This window comes from Paenibacillus senegalensis JC66, from assembly GCF_000285515.1.
In the GTDB taxonomy this organism is placed as follows: domain Bacteria; phylum Bacillota; class Bacilli; order Paenibacillales; family NBRC-103111; genus Paenibacillus_L; species Paenibacillus_L senegalensis.
Genome location: NZ_HE610957.1, coordinates 949789 through 966998 on the forward strand (window position 1 = coordinate 949789; position 17210 = coordinate 966998).

Sequence of the window (17210 nt, forward strand, 5' to 3'; positions counted from 1 at the left end):
AATCATGCGCAGTTTCAGTTAAATAGTCGAGGTATGAGACGGCATGGCGCTGGAAGAGAAATTGATCGTTTCCAGCATATTCAACAGGGCTTTTACCGTATCCAAGGAGGTCATGCAGACTACCCCATTCTCAACAGCTTCTCTGCGAATCCGGAAGCCGTCACGCTCCGGCGTTTTCCCTTTGGTCAATGTATTGACAACAAAGTGAGCTTCCCCGTTGCGGATCAGATCGAGAATGTTCGGTGTGCCTTCACTCAGCTTATTGACCCGATCGACTGTAAGTCCCGCATCGGTGAGCGCCTTGGCTGTTCCGCCGGTGGCCACAATTTTGTACCCGAGTCGTGCGTAGCCCTTCATAATATCCACAACTTCCGCCTTGTCCTTCTCTGCAACTGTGCAAATAATCGAGCCGGTTGGCGGAATTTTCATACCGGAGCCAATTAGTCCTTTGTAAAGGGCCTTTGCAAAGTTAACATCACGTCCCATGACTTCACCCGTCGATTTCATTTCCGGTCCGAGGGTAGTGTCTACACGGCGCAGCTTAGCAAAGGAGAATACAGGCACCTTAACGGAGACATGATCATCCTCTGGCCACAATCCGGTTGAATAGCCCATATCCGCCAGCTTCTTGCCCATAATCAGCTTGGTAGCCACGTTAGCCATCGGAATGTTCGTCACTTTGCTCAGGAAAGGCACTGTCCGGGAAGAACGCGGGTTCACCTCAATGACATATACCTGTTCGTTGAAGATTACGAATTGAATATTGACTAGGCCGACTACTTCAAGACCGCGTGCGATCTTAGTAGTGATCTCTACTATTTGCTGCTTAATGTCTTCCGACAAGGTCTGCGGAGGATAGACCGCAATGGAATCCCCGGAGTGTACTCCGGCCCGCTCAACATGCTCCATGATGCCCGGAATCAGGACGGTTTCCTTATCACAAATTGCATCAACCTCCACTTCTTTTCCTAGCATGTAGCGGTCGATCAGTACCGGATGCTCCGGATTGATTTTAACGGCATATTCCATATAGTTCAGAAGCTCAGCATCGGAATATACAATTTCCATAGCGCGGCCGCCTAGTACATAGGAAGGTCTAACCAGTACCGGATAGCCGAATTGCGCAGCTGTATCTACCGCCTCATTGACCGAGGTAACCGTACCTCCCGGCGGCTGAGCAATCTCCAGCTTACGCAGCAGTGCCTCAAATTTTTTGCGGTCTTCAGCGGCATCAATGTTTTCCAGATCAGTGCCCAGGATGCGGACACCGGCTTTAGCCAACGGCCCGGCGAGATTGATCGCTGTTTGACCGCCAAACTGGACGATGACACCGACAGGCTTCTCTCTCTCTATCACGTTCATAACATCCTCGAAGAATAAAGGCTCGAAATATAAGCGATCAGAGGTATTAAAGTCCGTCGATACCGTCTCTGGATTATTGTTAATGATAACCGCTTCGTAACCCGCTTCTTGAATCGCCCACACCGCATGGACGGTGGAGTAGTCGAACTCGATTCCTTGACCGATTCTAATTGGCCCGGAGCCAAGCACGACCACCTTCTCTTTCTCCGTATCTTGAACTTCATCCTCAACTTCGTAGGTGGAGTAATAGTAAGGAGTAGTCGCTTCAAACTCGGCAGCACAGGTATCAACCATCTTATAAACCGGCTTGATGCCCAGCTCATGGCGCAGCGCTCTAATTTCTGCTTCAGATGTGTAAGCGAACTGCGCATTGGCTGAAGAGCGAATCTCTGCAATTGCGCGGTCGGTGAATCCTTTGCGCTTCGCCTGATACAGTACTTCACGTGTCAATTCACTTTGCTGAAGCTCGCTCTCGAAGCGGATCAAGCCTTCCAGCTTGGTCAGGAACCACCAGTCAATCTTGGTCAGCTCCTGAAGCTTTTCTACTGTGTAGCCTCTGCGGTAAGCCTCCGCAATCAGGAATATCCGCTCATCGTCCGGCCGGCTCAATCTCAATTCCAGCGTTTCCTCATCGATATGCTCCGCCTCTTTCAGGTACAAGCGATGCACGCCGATTTCCAGGGAGCGGACGGCTTTGTGAATCGATTCCTCAAATGTGCGGCCGATTGCCATAACTTCTCCCGTTGCTTTCATCTGTGTTCCAAGCTTGCGGTTAGCACTCGTAAACTTGTCGAAAGGCCAACGCGGAATTTTGGATACGATATAATCGAGCGTCGGCTCAAAGCAAGCGTAAGTTTGGCCCGTTACCGGATTGCGAAGCTCGTCCAGCGTATAGCCGATCGCAATTTTGGCCGCCATCTTGGCGATCGGATAGCCCGTAGCTTTGGAAGCCAAAGCTGAAGAACGGCTCACCCGCGGGTTCACCTCAATGACATAGTATTGGAAGCTATGCGGATCCAAAGCGAACTGTACGTTACAGCCTCCCTCTATGTTCAGGGCGCGGATAATTTTCAAAGAAGCCGAACGCAGCATTTGGTATTCGCGGTCAGACAGCGTTTGGCTTGGAGCGACAACGATACTATCGCCAGTATGAACTCCTACCGGATCGAAGTTTTCCATGTTACAGACAACGATGCAGTTGTCATTAGCGTCCCGCATAACCTCATACTCGACTTCCTTCATGCCGGCAATGCTTTTCTCGATCAAACATTGCCCGATCGGACTGTAACGAATACCGGCTTGAACGATCTCAGTCAGTTCTTCACGTGTTGAGGCGATTCCGCCGCCTGTTCCGCCGAGTGTGTAAGCGGGGCGAACAATGATCGGATAACCGATCTCTTCGGCAAAATCAATCGCTTCCTGCACGGTTGTAACAATCGTGCTGTCAGGGACAGGCTGCTCCAGCTCTCTCATCAGTTCACGGAATAAATCCCGGTCTTCCGCTTTCTCGATAGCTGTCAGCTGGGTACCCAGCAGCTTCACGTTCTCTTTTTCCAGAATGCCATGGCGGGCCAGCTCGACTGCCATGTTCAGCCCTGTCTGTCCTCCAAGAGTAGGAAGCAGTCCATCCGGGCACTCCTGGCGGATAATTTGCGAGACGAAATCCAGCGTTATCGGTTCGATATAGACCTTATCCGCCATTTCGGTATCGGTCATGATCGTGGCGGGGTTGCTGTTAATCAAAACAACTTCCATTCCCTCTTCTTTTAAAGCCTGGCATGCTTGCGTACCAGCATAGTCAAACTCGGCGGCCTGTCCGATGACAATGGGACCGGAACCGATGACGAGAATTTTTTTGAGTTCTTTATTTTTCGGCATATGCTAATTCTCCTTTGTTCTCAGCGGAATTTGACTTGGCAGCGGCCAGCATCTTGGCCTGCTGAGGAACTGCCGGCTGCTCTTGCTTAAAGGCCCGGATCATGTCCAGGAAGCGGTCGAATAAGTAGCTGGAGTCAAAAGGTCCCGGTGCTGCTTCCGGATGGTATTGAACCGAGAATGCAGCATGCTGCTTGTGCTTCAATCCTTCTATCGTGCCGTCATTATTATTGATATGGGTAACTTCCAGCTCCGTGCCTTCAATCGAATCTTCAAGAACGGTATAGCCATGATTCTGGGAAGTGATATAACAGCGGTTCGTCAGCAAATCTTTAACCGGGTGGTTACCGCCGCGGTGACCGAACTTCAGCTTGGAAGTGTCGGCTCCACAAGCCAAGGCAAACAGCTGATGTCCAAGGCAGATTCCAAAAATCGGATATTCGCCGAGCAAGTCCTGAATCATCTTAACGGCATGGGGAACATCTTTGGGATCCCCAGGACCGTTCGAGAGCATAATTCCGTCCGGATGTATGCGGCGGATTTGTTCCGCGGTTGTGTCATGAGGCACGACGACGATGTTGCAGCCGCGCTTGGACAGATCACGGACAATTCCGCTCTTGGAGCCAAAATCTACTACAACAACGGTTTCTCCCGGTCCCGGACAGGCATAGCGGCTGTTTGTGGATACTCTGCTGACTTGATCGCGCATAAGCTCCATCGCATTGAGCTGTTCCTTAAGCTCCTCCACTGGCTTGTTGGAGGTCGTAATAATGCCTTTCATCGTTCCGTGATGGCGCAGGATGCGGGTCAGCATCCGTGTATCGACTTCGCTGATCCCCAGTATTCCATACTCCTTGAGCAAGCTATCCAAAGTATACTGCGCTCGCCAGTTGCTCGGTATTTCCTCATGCTCGCGAACGACGAAGCCGTGCACATAAGGACGGATGGCCTCAAAATCATCCCGCGTAATTCCGTAGTTGCCGATCAGCGGGTAAGTCATTGTCACAATTTGTCCGCAGTAGGAAGGATCGGACAATACCTCCTGATAACCGGTAATCCCTGTATTGAAAACGACCTCACCCGTTGATTCGCCTTCGCTTCCGAAGGCTTTGCCGGTGAACAGCGTTCCATCTTCCAATAGTAATCTCGCCTGCATGTTTATCTCTCCTTCAGTTGTGTAGCATTTCCGTTTAGCCCTCGAAAGGTTGTGTTCCGAGCTTTGCTGATCTTATCTATCTTAGCACCCAGTCCTTGCCTGAACCCGATTCCGATTCCTGCTGCAGCTTATTCTGACCATACGACCTTGCCGTTAACGATGGTGGCAGCAGGCCAGCCCTGCAAGCTCCAGCCAGTAAACGGTGTATTGCGTCCTTTGCTAAGGAACTGTGCGGGATCTACAACCTGCTCCTTGTTCAAATCTATCAGCACCAAATCAGCTGGAGCCCCTTCGGCCAGCGTGCCTTGAGCCAGACCGAACACTTCAGCCGGCTTGCGTGTCATTTTATCCAGGAGAAAACTCAGCGTCCAACGCCCGGTCAATACAAACTTCGTATAGAGCAGCGGGAAGGCTGTTTCGAATCCGACTATGCCGAAGGGGGCTGCCTGCATCCCTTTAGCTTTCTCCTCCTCGCTATGGGGAGCATGATCGGTCACAATGATGTCAATCGTGCCATCCTCCAGCGCTTCAATACAAGCTTGCACATCACGCGGGCTTCTAAGCGGCGGATTCATCTTCCAATTAGCATCCAGGCCCGGAATATCTTCATCCGAAAGCACCAGATGATGCGGGCAAACCTCTGCTGTTACCTTGATGCCCAGCTGCTTCGCCTGACGGATTAAGCGGATAGATTGCTCGGTACTTACATGACACACATGGTAATGGACTCCCGTAGCTTCCGCCAGCAAAATGTCCCGCCCAACATGTATCGCTTCTGATTCGTTGGGAATGCCCTTCAGTCCGTGCTTGCGTGCAAAGGCTCCATCTGTTACCGGCGCCCCCTCGACCAAGGTATTGTCTTCACAGTGAGCGATGATCGGCATGCCGAGCGAGGCTGCTTTGGCCATCGCGTCCTTCATCATCTGCGCGCTCTGTACACCCACTCCGTCATCCGTAAAGGCGAAAGCCCCGGCGTCTCTTAAGGCCGCAAAATCGGTTAATTCCCGCCCCAGCTCATTTTTCGTAATGCTGGCGTACGTTATTACGTTCACGATACCTTCCTGCTCCGCTTTTTCCTTAACAAAGTGAACCGTCTTAGGTGTATCGATTACCGGACGCGTATTCGGCATGCAGGCAATCGTGGTAAATCCGCCTCTGGCAGCAGATCGGGTCCCCGTCGCTATCGTTTCCTTATATTCGAATCCCGGCTCGCGAAGATGAACGTGCATATCGATTAATCCCGGTGCTGCAAGCTTGCCTTGTGCGTCTATGACCTCATGGCCTTCGGTCTGTCCGCCGTCTTCGGCAGAACCGCCTGTGATGATGCGGGCAATCTTTCCTTCTTCTATATAAATCTTTGCGGCGATTTGTTCATTTTGTTCATTCAGCAGCTTGCTGTTAATAATCCAAATTCCCATCTTCTACCTCCATTAATCGGTATCCGTCTTGGTACTCCTCAATATTAGCTAAGCGCTCTTTCGGTAACCGCCATGCGGATCGGCACTCCGTTTTGCATTTGCGTGAAGATTTTGGCCCTTGGATGCTCAACCAGTTCATCATCGATCTCGACGTTGCGGTTCACCGGAGCCGGATGCATGATAATAGCATGATCCTTAAGCAGCTTTTCCCGCTCCACGGTCAGCCCATATTGGCTGCGGTACTCTTCCGCCGAGGCCAGCTTGCCGTGCTCATGGCGCTCCAGTTGAACTCTGAGCATCATGACCACATCGGCCTGCAGTGCTTCATCCATGGAGACGTAGTCGACTTCATCCGCGAGTTCAAGCGCCCGCATGTTGTCAGGAGCGCAGAAGCGGACCTTCGCTCCGACTGCTTTGAGCGCCCACAGGTTCGAGCGGGCCACCCGGCTGTGCTGTATGTCACCAATAATCGATACGCTCAAGCCCTGGAGGGAGCCGAAATGCTGTCTCATTGTATAAAGGTCCAGCAGCGCCTGCGTAGGATGCTCGTTGTTGCCATCACCGGCGTTAATTAGCGGAATGCTTACCTGGCGGGCGATATGCTCCAGCACTCCACTAGGCTTCAAGCGGATGACACCGGCGTCAATCCCCATCGATTCCAACGTTCTGACGGTATCGTAGATTGATTCTCCTTTTTCCACACTGGAAACCGCCGCAGTAAAATTCAGCACCTGCATCCCCAGTCTTTTTTGCGCCATTTCAAAGGAAAACCGTGTTCTTGTGCTGTTTTCAAAAAACATATTGGCGACAAACCGTCCGCTTAAGTGACTGGTTTGCTTTTGAGGATAATTTGCCCAGTACTCGGCCCGGTCAAGAATCGACTCAATCTCCTCTTTTCCCATCCCTTTCAATCCGAGCAAATGCCTGTCCTGCCACGTTTTCAATTGTGCCACGGTGATCAGCTCCCTCAGTTATACAGAATGACTTCGTCACACTCATCCACTTCTTCCAAATGAACCACAATCTCTTCTTCCTTCGATGTCGGAATGTTCTTGCCGACATAGTCCGGGCGGATTGGCAGCTCCCGGTGTCCCCTGTCTACGAGCACAGCCAGTTGAATCATCTCGGCCCGCCCCATATCCATCAAGGCATCCATCGCCGCTCTGACGGTCCGCCCGGTGTACAGGACATCATCGAACAAGATGACTTTCTTGCTGCTAATGTCCAGCGTTCCGGCCATCTCGCCTGCAGAAGGCTGCTGCGTCTTCGCTACATCGTCACGGTAATGGGTGACATCGAGCTCCAGCGTAGGCACAGGCACTTGCTCAATCTCATGAATCCGCCGAGCGATTCGTTCGGCGAGATAAATGCCTCTGGTGCGAATCCCGACCAGTATGCAGTTTTCTACACCGCGATTTCTTTCCAATATCTCATGGGCAATCCTTGTCAAGGCTCTCTTGATCGCCATTTGATCCAGCAGCACTCTACTCATGGATAGATGACAACCTCCTGTCCAGCTTTCTAGCCGTTGTTCGTCTTTTCGCGCTCCCGCCAGCCTGCCAAAATATTGGAAGTTATATGCTTTAGGGTTGGGAACAAAAAAACCCTTGCCCGATAGGCAAGGGTTGAAGACAAAGTTGTCCAGACATCAGACACAGGCATAAAAACATACCAGAGTCTGTTGTTCCTGCGGGACAACTCTGTTTGTTCAATCTGTTCGTTCACCTTGCCAGCCTCACGGGACTGTCTTTAAAGGCGCTATTCGACTAACAGAATTATCCCATTTTCGACATTAGAAGTCAATAGATGTTTTTTATAATTAAAATTCAAATTTCACATCAGTTAAACGGCGTTTGATTTCGTCAATGACCCGCTTCTCTTCCTCTTCCCCATTTGCTTGGAAGGTAACGGAAAAACGTACGAAACGGCCGGCGTCATCCCAAGGCACCGTAGAGATGAGCTTTTCTCTGATCAAATATTGCGAGAAGTCCTCCCCGCTTTCAAAGCGCTGTCCGCCTTCAATCCCTTTCGGCGCTTCCACATATAGGAAGAATGAGCCTTTCGGCTTTTCCGCCGTAAACCCGATCTCATTAAGGGCAGCTACCAGCATATCGTGACGGCGGGAATATTTCTCAGCAATTTTTTCGGTGATTTGCGGATTGTCCAAGCCATAAGCTGCAGCTTTTTGAATAGCGATGAACTGGCCGGAATCATTGTTGTCCTTGACGTCACCAAACGCTTTGACTACGAGCGGATTACCGGCAATAAAACCAATTCTCCAGCCAGTCATATTGTAGGATTTGGATAAGGAGTGAAGTTCTACACCAACTTCTTTAGCACCGGGTACGGATAAGAAGCTGAGCGGCTTCAAGCCGTCATAAGTGAGGGCCGAATAGGGAGCGTCGTGAACCACTACGATATCATGCTTTTTCGCGAACTCGACAACTTTGGCGAAAAAGGCCTCTGTCGCACTTGCTCCGGTCGGATTGTTAGGATAATTCAGATAGAGCAGCTTTGCTTTTTGGCAAATGTCTGCTGGAATGGAATCGAGGTCTGGGAGAAAATTGTTTTCTTTAGTCAGCTGAACATTGTACACTTCGCCGCCTAAATATTTCGTATGCGTACCAAGCACCGGGTAACCGGGCACAGTCATGATCGTAACATCGCCGGGATTGATAAAGCAGCTGGGCAGCATAGCTAATGCAGGCTTCGAACCGATCGAGTGCAAAATTTCCGTATCTGCATCGATTCCTTCAACGCCGAACACGTTTTTCAGATAACGGGCTGCCGCTTCTTTGAATTCGGCAATTCCATTGTCAGCATAGCCGCGGTTCTCCGGCTTCGCCGCTTCCTCTGCCAGCTTTCTTACGATGCCCTCGTCAGCCATTTCATCCGGCTCGCCTACACCCAAGTCGAGCAGCTCTACATCGGGATGCTCCTTGCGCGCCGCGGCTTTCGCTCTTTTAATTTTTTCAAACTTGTAAATGGCCGTTCCTTTGCCATAATTCGATCCGCCAATTCTTTCAGCGAACAATGATTGAATGTAACTTTCTTGACTCATCAGGCATGTCTCCTTTTACGAATTCAAAAAATAAATGACTCTTTTGTCCACCACCAATCATAATAACGCATTATAGCGCAGAAATTAAGTTTTTTTTTGATTTTTACGGATAAATCGCCATTTTCTTACAAGTCATGTCAGGTTTCCTTCCGTAATTTGCCTTATCTGCCTACTGATGCCTTAATCTTTGCAGGAGCTTGTTCATATCATCAGGAAGGGGGGCTTCAAATTCCAGCCATTTCCCGGATCGGGGATGCTCAAATCCGAGTACACCAGCATGCAGTGCTTGTCCTGTAATACCGCTTCGTTTACTATGGCTGTACACCGGATCTCCCACAATTGGATGTCCGATATATTTCATATGAACGCGAATTTGGTGCGTCCTTCCGGTTTCGAGCTTTAATTCCAACAAACAATGATTTTTCATCTGCTCCAATAGCACAAAATGAGTTACTGCATGCTTACTGTTGCGGTCAGTAACCGTAAACAGCTTGCGGTCCGACGGATCCCGTCCTATCGGCGCTTCTATCGTCCCCTGCTCGTGGCTGACCGTCCCGTGTACAATAGCTTTGTATTTTCTGTTTACGGAATGCTCTTTCAGCTGGGCAGCCAAGCTCGCGTGTGCCTTGTCGTTTTTGGCGGCCATCAGCAAGCCTGACGTGTCCTTGTCGATCCGGTGAACAATCCCCGGCCTTAACACTCCGTTAATTCCGGACAAATCCTTGCAGTGATACAGCAGCGCATTGACTAAAGTACCGGAAGCATGCCCAGGAGCCGGGTGCACAACCATTCCCCGCGGCTTATTGACCACAATCACATCACTGTCTTCATATACTACATCAAGCGCTATGTCCTCAGGTTCAATAGAAAGCTCCTCGGGCTCGGGGATCTGGAGTAGCAACCGGTCGTCCAGTTGAAGCTTGTAATTGGGTTTGACCTGCTTCTCGTTGACCAGCACATGTCCGCTGCGAATCCAGTCCTGGATCTGGGTACGGGATACATCCTCTTCCATAAATCCGCTGATCCATTTGTCTATCCGCTCACCGGCCTCACTGCCGGCAACCAGCCATTCCATCGTGCGTTCTTCACTCTCATAAGTCTGCGTTGGATAGGAATCGCTCACTTCATTCCCCCCTCTTCCTCAGCCTGTTCCCCCAGGGGGCCACCGCCTTTTAATGCTTTTTGTTCCCTGCGCCATGAGATGAAAGATTCGGCAATAACCAAAAAGACCCCTACAACAATAGCCGCATCCGCCACATTAAAAATTGCAAACGTATAATCAACCCACTGGCCGAACCAATTAAATTGGAAACGAAACTTCAAAAAGTCCACAACTTCGCCAAACAACAAACGGTCGATAAAATTACCAATCGCTCCCCCCAACAACAGGGCTAAGGCAAATGGCAAAAACTTCTTCTTCTCTTTAAGCAAACGAGTCATGTAAATGATAATAGCTACAACCACGACTGTAGTGGTCACGATGAAGAACCAGCGCTGCCCCTCCAATATTCCGAAAGCGGCACCTGTATTGCGATGAGATGTAATTTGGAAAAAATCACCCAGAACGGGAATCGTATCGCCAAGCTCCATATTATTTACAATCAATCGCTTGGTGAATTGATCCAGAGCAATGACAATAATGGCAATAAGATAATAAATCAACGAGATAGTCCTCCCGATCCTAAATTTATGTCTAACTACAAGGAATTACCTTCATTAAACTGCTTCTTTTTCGCAAACAATAGGCCAAGTACCTATCCAGAAGGGGGATATCTTATGCCAACCTTAACGGCTGAACAAAAAACGAGTTGAGGCAGCAGCTGCAAATCCAATTAAACGAACTGAAACAGCAGTTAGACCATAACGAAAAGTTCGGCTTGTCCGAATCGCTTGGCCGACAAACAGCCGAATTATCCTCGTATGACAATCATCCTGCAGACCTCGGCAGCGAACTGTATGAACGTGAAAAAGACCTGGCTCTAATGGATCATGCTGAGCGAGCTATTATGGAAGTCGAACAAGCACTGGTCAAGCTTGATACAGACAGCTATGGCCGATGTGCGGTCTGCGGGCAGGCCATTCCTTGGGAAAGGCTGATGGCTGTCCCTACTACATTATACTGTAAAACTCATGCCAGCCAAAAGTCTGTTTCCGATTACCGGCCAGTCGAGGAAGAAGAACTTGACCCTCCATTCGGCCGCACCAGCTTGGACGAACAGTCCAGCTATAATGGCTTTGATGGTGAAGATGCCTGGCAAATTGTCGAGCAATGGGGCACCTCGAATACACCCGCCATGGCGGAGTATCCTAGGCCGGACAGCTATGACGATATGGAAATAGAATCCGAAGAAAATGATGGCTACGTTGAAGATCTGGAGAGCTTTCTGGCAACCGATATTTATGGTCGGCACGTAACCGTTGTTCGAAATAAGGCGTACAAACATTATATGGAGCAAGGTGAAGGAGATCCGCTTCTTGAGCCCGATGATGAAGCAACGGCCGGCGAATTTTAATGCCGGCCTTGCTCTTCTAAAATACGGATCCGGCCTTAATCTTAATAAGGCCGCCCATTTAGCTGAGCTTGAACTTGCTTCACAATCTCAGCAATATAATCACCGATAATCGGCAAGTCTAATGCCCCCAGCGCCTGCAGCACATAGACGAGAGTTGAGGTTAGCAGCGTAAAGCCGATTGCGATCCCTACCCCTCTGGCCACACCTCCGATTAAATGGTTGAACAAAAGCCGTTTTGGATTTTCAATCAGCTGTACGTATTCAGCGAACCGGGCTTTTTCCAGGTTGAAAGCCAATTTATCAATTCTATCGATTAATTGGGCAATCATGCGGTTCTGTTCATTATTATCATCATTCGGTTTGGCCATAGTATCTCCCCTTACTGCGTTTCGTAATGAGCGTCCACTACTTCCGCGCAACGCGGGCATAATGTAGGATGAGCTTGCTTTGACCCGACCTCTGTTGTTACCACCCAGCAGCGCTCACACTTTTCTCCTTCCGCCAGAAGCACCTTGATATGCAAATCACCGAAGGCCTTGGCATCTTGTGCAGCGGAATCGGCTTTTGAAAAGACCCCAACATCGGAAACAATAAACAATTGGTCCAGACGGTCGAATTGCTCCAGCAGCTGGGCTGTATCGCTATCGACATAAAGCTTGAGGGCAGCGCCTAAGGAATTGCCAATCACTTTCTGATTTCTGGCTTCCTCCAACGCTTTGAACACTTCATCTCTGACCGCCATAAAGCGGGACCATTTGTGTTCCAAACGAGAATCATACACCGCTTCATTCGGCTCAGGCATTTCTGTAAGCTGTACACTGAGCTCTGTCATTCCCGGGATATGCTTCCACACTTCGTCCGAGGTATGAGGCAAGATCGGGGCAATTAATTTAGTTATTACCGTTAACGCCTCGTATAATACGGTTTGGGCTGCCTTACGCCCCGGATCGTTAGGAGCTTCCGTGTACAGGCGGTCCTTAACGATATCAAGATAGAAGGCGCTCATTTCCACGGCACAGAAATGATGGACGGCTTGGTAAACCATATGAAACTCATAAGCATCGTATGCTTTCAAAACTTTTTCAATTAAACGGTTCAAATGAATGATCGCAAACCGGTCAAGCTCATTCATCTCCTGAAACGGCACCTGATCCTTGCGCGGATCAAACCCGTGCAAGTTCCCCAGGAAAAATCTTAAGGTATTGCGGATTTTACGGTAAACCTCACTAATCTGGGAGAGAATATTGTCCGAAATCCGCACATCAGCCTGATAATCCACTGACGATACCCATAAGCGCAAAATATCAGCACCGAGACGATCACACACTTTGGAAGGATCAACGGTATTGCCGAGTGATTTGGACATTTTGCGGCCTTCTCCATCCAGCGTAAAGCCATGGCTGAGAATACCGCGGTAGGGGGCTTTGCCGTTAACTGCTGTCGATGTAATCAACGAGGAGTTGTACCACCCTCTGTACTGATCAGAGCCCTCCAGATAAAGATCTGCCGGCCACTGCAGCTCAGGGCGGCCTCTCAATACAGCTGCATGGCTTGAACCCGAGTCGAACCATACATCCATAATATCTGTTTCTTTACGGAATTCGTGATGGCCGCATCCTTCACAAGCTGTATTTTCCGGTAAAAGCTCCCTTTCGTCGCGGGCAAACCAGGCGTTGGAGCCTTCTGCAGCAAAAATCGAAGCAATATGGTCAATGGTTGACTCATTGACTAATGGCTGATTACAGCTGCGGCAGTAAAAAATCGGAATCGGCACTCCCCAGGCACGCTGTCTGGAGATACACCAGTCTCCACGGTCGGCGATCATATTATGAAGACGGACTTCCCCCCATTTCGGGGTCCAGTTGATATTCCGGATTTCCTCCAGCATCTTCTCTCTGAAGCCATCAATGGACGCAAACCACTGCTCTGTAGCGCGGTAAATGACCGGCTTTTTAGTCCGCCAATCATGTGCATACTGATGCTGAATCGTTCCCTGCTTCAACAAGCGCCCTTTCTGCTCCAGAAGATCCATAATCGGAGCGTTCGCTTTCTCATAGAACATTCCCTCGTAGCCTGGCGCCTCGGAAGTAAACTTGCCTTGGTCATCAATCGGACAAAGAACTCCTATTCCGTATTTTTGGCCGACAGCAAAGTCATCTTCCCCATGACCCGGAGCCGTATGCACACAGCCGGTACCGGCTTCCAGGGTAACGTGGTCGCCCGTCATAACAAGCGAATCCCTGTCGTAAAACGGGTGCTGGCAGACCACATGCTCCAGCTCGCTTCCTTGTACCGTAGAGATCACCTCATAGGCTTCCCAGCCTATAGCCTTAGCCGCTGTTTCCAGCAGACCTTCGGCCAGCACGAATTTGCGGCCCGCAACATTCACGACAACGTAAGGAAGCTCAGGATGCACGCTAATGCCCAAATTCGCCGGCAGCGTCCATGGTGTCGTTGTCCAAATGATGACTTCCGCATCTTCAGGCAGCTTGCCTTTGCCGTCCTTCACTGGAAAAGCTACGTAGATCGATGGGGAGGTTTTTTCTTTATACTCAATCTCCGCTTCGGCCAGTGCGCTTTCGGATGATGGAGACCAATAGACCGGTTTTAATCCTTTATAAATGTAACCTTTGTTTACCATTTCACCGAATACGCGAATTTGCAGCGCTTCGTACTCCGGCTGAAGGGTAATATAGGGATTTTCCCAATCTCCTCTTACCCCCAGGCGTTTGAATTGGGCACGCTGCTTATCAACCCATTGCAGGGCGTATTCCTTGCAGTATTCACGGAATTCGGGAATGCTCATTTTTTTGCGGTCTACTTTACCGCTGTTGGCAATCGCCTGCTCAATAGGCAGTCCGTGGGTGTCCCAGCCAGGAACATAGGGGGCATCATAGCCGCGCAAAGATTTATAACGGACAATAATGTCCTTCAAAATTTTGTTTAACGCATGTCCGATATGAATATCTCCGTTAGCGTACGGGGGGCCATCGTGGAGGACGAACTTCGGCTTCCCTTGATTTTTTGCCTGCACCTGCTGATAGATGTTAATTTCATCCCACCATTGCTGTACTTTCGGTTCAGCCTGGGGCAAATTCCCTCTCATCGGAAAATCCGTTTTCGGTAAATTTAACGTTTTTCCATAGTCCATAGCTTTCCTGCACTCCTTTGTTCTTCTCAAAATTGTATGGGGTAATACGCGATTCATTTCTCAGGACGATTATAATTCTGTACACGAGTGTTGTTATCTTAAGCTGTAATACACACCCCAGCCGCAGTGATGAGATGGATTCAGCCATAAAATATAAAAAAGCTCCCATCCCTGAAGGGACGAGAAGCTCTCGCGGTACCACCCTGCTAAGTCCGGCTGATAGATCAGCGAACCCACTTGATTATTGATAACGGAATTACCCGGCCCTCTCTACTGAGACACCTGTAAAAGGCGTCTGTTCAAGCGGCACTCCTGGATGATATTCCGATGCACATAATGCCAGGCTTCCACCATCCCCGGCTCTCTTGATCTTATGCCACGCATCGTACTCGTTCCAGTCATAGCTTTACAGTTTGATTTATAGCTGGACATCAATTTCGTCCGATTTCATAAGGAAGTATAGCGAAATTTCAATACATCGTCAACTGAGGGGTTGACCCGCTGTTCCTAGGGGCTTGGCAGATTGATAAACGAGGACCCTTCACCTGCTCTTAAGAGTCCGTTCCTGTCCGGGTTTCAATCTTGTCCCAGCTTTCCCCATTCAACAGCTCCAGCTGAGCTTCGAGCAAAGTGCGGAAACGCGTCCGGTATACGGCCGCCTGCTTCTTGAGCTCCTCGATCTCCAGGGCTACCTTGCCGGATTTGACTAGCGATTCATTAATAATCCGATCGGCATTCTTCTGAGCCTCGCGAATAATTAACTCCGCCTCTTTCTTAGAGTTAATCTTCACCTCATCAGCAGCTTCCTGGGCGACAATGATGGTCTTGCTTAAGGAATCTTCAATATTGGTGAAATGATCCAGCCGCTCCTGAAGGGTTTGCACTTGATCCAGCAGTTCCTTGTTCTCGCGAATCAAGGCTTCGTAATCTTTGATGACAAGGTCCAGAAACTCATTAACCTCATCCTCATCATAGCCTCTGAAAGCTCTCTTAAATTCCTTGTTATGTATGTCCAATGGTGTTAATGGCATCACTCGCACCTCCACGGCTATTCTTACCTCTAACCATCAGGTATGGTTTAACGAACTATATAATTCGACAGAACCGGCAATTTTCCTGCAATCATAAAGGAGAATTTAACAATAGCGACCGATTTTTATTCGGATTCTGCCTTTTTTTGTCATGCCTTCCGTCTCCATCACTTTAAACCGTCCATATCCCTTCAAGGAAACAAGGTCGCCTGTCTCCAATAGAGTGCTTGGATCAGGCTCTTCCTTCCAGTTGACCTTGCAGTGCCCCGCTTTGATCGGCTGCAGCGCTTTGGCCCGGCTCATCTTGAATACGTCGCCTACGAGCGCATCTAAGCGCAGCGAAGCAACGGTAAAGCTCATCTCCTCCAGCTTGCTGGTGGTTGGCTTCAGTTCACTCAAAGGAAGCAGCTCCGTATGTACATGAATACGGTGAACTTGCCGTAAATGCAGATTTAGATAATCGCCCACTTCTTGTGCTATGACATAATGACAGCCGCTCTCCTGAACGTGAATATCGCCAATCTTGTCACGCTTCAGCCCAAGCCCCAACACAGCCCCCATGTAATCTCCATGATCCAAGGCTCGTCCTTCTTCGCCCGCATCGACCGCAAGCACGCACATGGAAAAGTCTGTTTCTGCAGGATGCAGATAATCCGGTGCTATCCATGCCCGCTTCCGTTCCGCTTCATCACTGCCCCCGCTTAGATGCAGCTTGACTTGTGTGGTTCGATTCACCAGAGTAGAAACAACATAAGCCTGGCGCGGATCTAGAAAGTCGGTGAGCCGCACCTCATGTCGATGCTCTGCTTTTTCGATCCATTCCCAAGCCTTGTTCACAAACGGGTGCTCGTCTTTATGAAAATGATGGAACCATTCTTTAGTCATTAGCTAATAAACAGCCCCGCAATCATTTCGACGATAGCTATTATGCCTTGACCGACAAAACGAAGTGCAAGTAAGGCGATAAAAGGAGAAATATCCAGCATGCCGCCGATTGGAGGAATCAGCTTGCGGAAGGGGGACAGGTAAGGCTCCACCAGCTTGCCAATCAGTACACCTATAGTGCTCTCCCTTGCATTAGGCAGCCAGGACATCAATACGTAGGCAATAATGAGATACATGTAAATAGTTACAAGATTACTAATAAAGCCGATAATTTGATCTAAACTCAAACTGTTCACCTCTGATTGGAGTAATCCGCTTCTTCATCTACAAGGTCCTTGATAGCCCCCTGAATTTCTACGGTATCTGGAGTACATAAGAAAATACCGGGTCCCACTTTGGAAATTGCACCATTCAAAGCATACACGGTACCGCTTAGAAAGTCCACAATACGAACGGCCTGATCCTGACGCAGGCGCTGTAAATTGACGACAACCGTCCTCCGGGAACGGAGATGATCGGCAATATCCTGTGTTTCATCATACGAGCGGGGTTCACTTAAGATGACTCTGACATTTTTTTGTGAGTGGATGCTGACAATATTGTTTTTATTAGTTTTCCTGTAATCACCCGCAGGCTGTTCCTGCTCGGAAGAAGAATCAACGATACGCTCTTTCTCAACGATCTCCTCTTCCTCCTGAAGTCCGATAAAATTTAATAGTTTGTTCATCACGCCCATAGTAGTTCCCTCCTCGTCAGAG

Annotated in this window: 15 protein-coding genes and 1 other annotated feature; of the genes, 1 reads left to right on the forward strand and 14 read right to left on the reverse strand. The window is 49.3% G+C overall.

What is annotated here, in order from left to right; all coding sequences use genetic code 11:
* Positions 1 to 18: 18 nt before the first annotated feature.
* The 8 genes from carB to lspA all read right to left on the reverse strand — a co-directional run bounded on the left by carB (position 19) and on the right by lspA (position 10534).
* Positions 19 to 3240, reverse strand: a complete 3222-nt coding sequence (gene carB, locus PSHG_RS04610) for a carbamoyl-phosphate synthase large subunit (RefSeq protein ID WP_010270063.1) — start codon at positions 3238 to 3240, stop codon at positions 19 to 21.
* Positions 3227 to 4393 (reverse strand): carbamoyl phosphate synthase small subunit, encoded by a 1167-nt coding sequence (locus PSHG_RS04615; protein ID WP_010270066.1) that lies wholly within the window; start codon positions 4391 to 4393, stop codon positions 3227 to 3229. Before PSHG_RS04615 ends, carB begins: the two co-directional genes overlap by 14 nt.
* 128 nt (positions 4394 to 4521) lie before the next feature.
* Positions 4522 to 5811 carry a dihydroorotase gene (locus PSHG_RS04620; protein ID WP_010270068.1) on the reverse strand — a complete coding sequence of 430 codons (1290 nt, stop codon included), beginning with the start codon at positions 5809 to 5811 and terminating at the stop codon, positions 4522 to 4524.
* A gap of 44 nt (positions 5812 to 5855) precedes the next feature.
* Positions 5856 to 6764, reverse strand: coding sequence for an aspartate carbamoyltransferase catalytic subunit (locus PSHG_RS04625; protein WP_010270071.1), 909 nt, complete (start codon positions 6762 to 6764; stop codon positions 5856 to 5858).
* A 14-nt stretch (positions 6765 to 6778) separates the two neighbouring features.
* A complete protein-coding gene (gene pyrR, locus PSHG_RS04630) occupies positions 6779 to 7303 on the reverse strand; it encodes a bifunctional pyr operon transcriptional regulator/uracil phosphoribosyltransferase PyrR (protein ID WP_010270073.1) in 525 nt (174 codons plus the stop codon).
* A gap of 327 nt (positions 7304 to 7630) precedes the next feature.
* Positions 7631 to 8872, reverse strand: coding sequence for an LL-diaminopimelate aminotransferase (locus PSHG_RS04635; protein WP_010270074.1), 1242 nt, complete (start codon positions 8870 to 8872; stop codon positions 7631 to 7633).
* 169 nt (positions 8873 to 9041) lie between these two features.
* Positions 9042 to 9947: an RluA family pseudouridine synthase gene (locus tag PSHG_RS04640; protein ID WP_081505084.1), complete on the reverse strand. Its 906-nt coding sequence runs from the start codon at positions 9945 to 9947 to the stop codon at positions 9042 to 9044.
* Between the two features lie 44 nt (positions 9948 to 9991).
* Positions 9992 to 10534, reverse strand: coding sequence for a signal peptidase II (gene lspA / locus PSHG_RS04645; RefSeq protein WP_010270078.1), 543 nt, complete (start codon positions 10532 to 10534; stop codon positions 9992 to 9994).
* A 146-nt stretch (positions 10535 to 10680) separates the two neighbouring features.
* On the opposite strand from lspA, the gene PSHG_RS04650 reads away from it, so the two are divergent.
* Positions 10681 to 11385, forward strand: a complete 705-nt coding sequence (locus PSHG_RS04650) for a TraR/DksA C4-type zinc finger protein (RefSeq protein ID WP_010270080.1) — start codon at positions 10681 to 10683, stop codon at positions 11383 to 11385.
* Positions 11386 to 11426: 41 nt separating this feature from the next.
* On the opposite strand, the gene PSHG_RS04655 is transcribed toward PSHG_RS04650, so the two are convergent.
* From PSHG_RS04655 to PSHG_RS04680, 6 genes are all read right to left on the reverse strand, one after another.
* Positions 11427 to 11753, reverse strand: coding sequence for a DUF5665 domain-containing protein (locus tag PSHG_RS04655; RefSeq protein ID WP_010270082.1), 327 nt, complete (start codon positions 11751 to 11753; stop codon positions 11427 to 11429).
* 11 nt (positions 11754 to 11764) lie between these two features.
* Positions 11765 to 14536 (reverse strand): isoleucine--tRNA ligase, encoded by a 2772-nt coding sequence (gene ileS / locus PSHG_RS04660; protein WP_010270085.1) that lies wholly within the window; start codon positions 14534 to 14536, stop codon positions 11765 to 11767.
* Positions 14537 to 14708: 172 nt separating this feature from the next.
* Positions 14709 to 14947, reverse strand: a binding site (T-box leader).
* A gap of 140 nt (positions 14948 to 15087) precedes the next feature.
* Positions 15088 to 15567: a DivIVA domain-containing protein gene (locus tag PSHG_RS04665; RefSeq protein ID WP_010270088.1), complete on the reverse strand. Its 480-nt coding sequence runs from the start codon at positions 15565 to 15567 to the stop codon at positions 15088 to 15090.
* A gap of 105 nt (positions 15568 to 15672) precedes the next feature.
* On the reverse strand, positions 15673 to 16452 hold the full coding sequence (locus tag PSHG_RS04670; RefSeq protein ID WP_010270091.1) for a YlmH family RNA-binding protein: 780 nt from the start codon (positions 16450 to 16452) through the stop codon (positions 15673 to 15675).
* A complete protein-coding gene (locus PSHG_RS04675) occupies positions 16452 to 16739 on the reverse strand; it encodes a YggT family protein (RefSeq protein ID WP_010270093.1) in 288 nt (95 codons plus the stop codon). The genes PSHG_RS04670 and PSHG_RS04675 overlap by 1 nt, the downstream gene beginning before the upstream one ends.
* A gap of 5 nt (positions 16740 to 16744) precedes the next feature.
* On the reverse strand, positions 16745 to 17188 hold the full coding sequence (locus PSHG_RS04680) for a cell division protein SepF (RefSeq protein WP_010270094.1): 444 nt from the start codon (positions 17186 to 17188) through the stop codon (positions 16745 to 16747).
* Positions 17189 to 17210 lie beyond the last annotated feature (22 nt).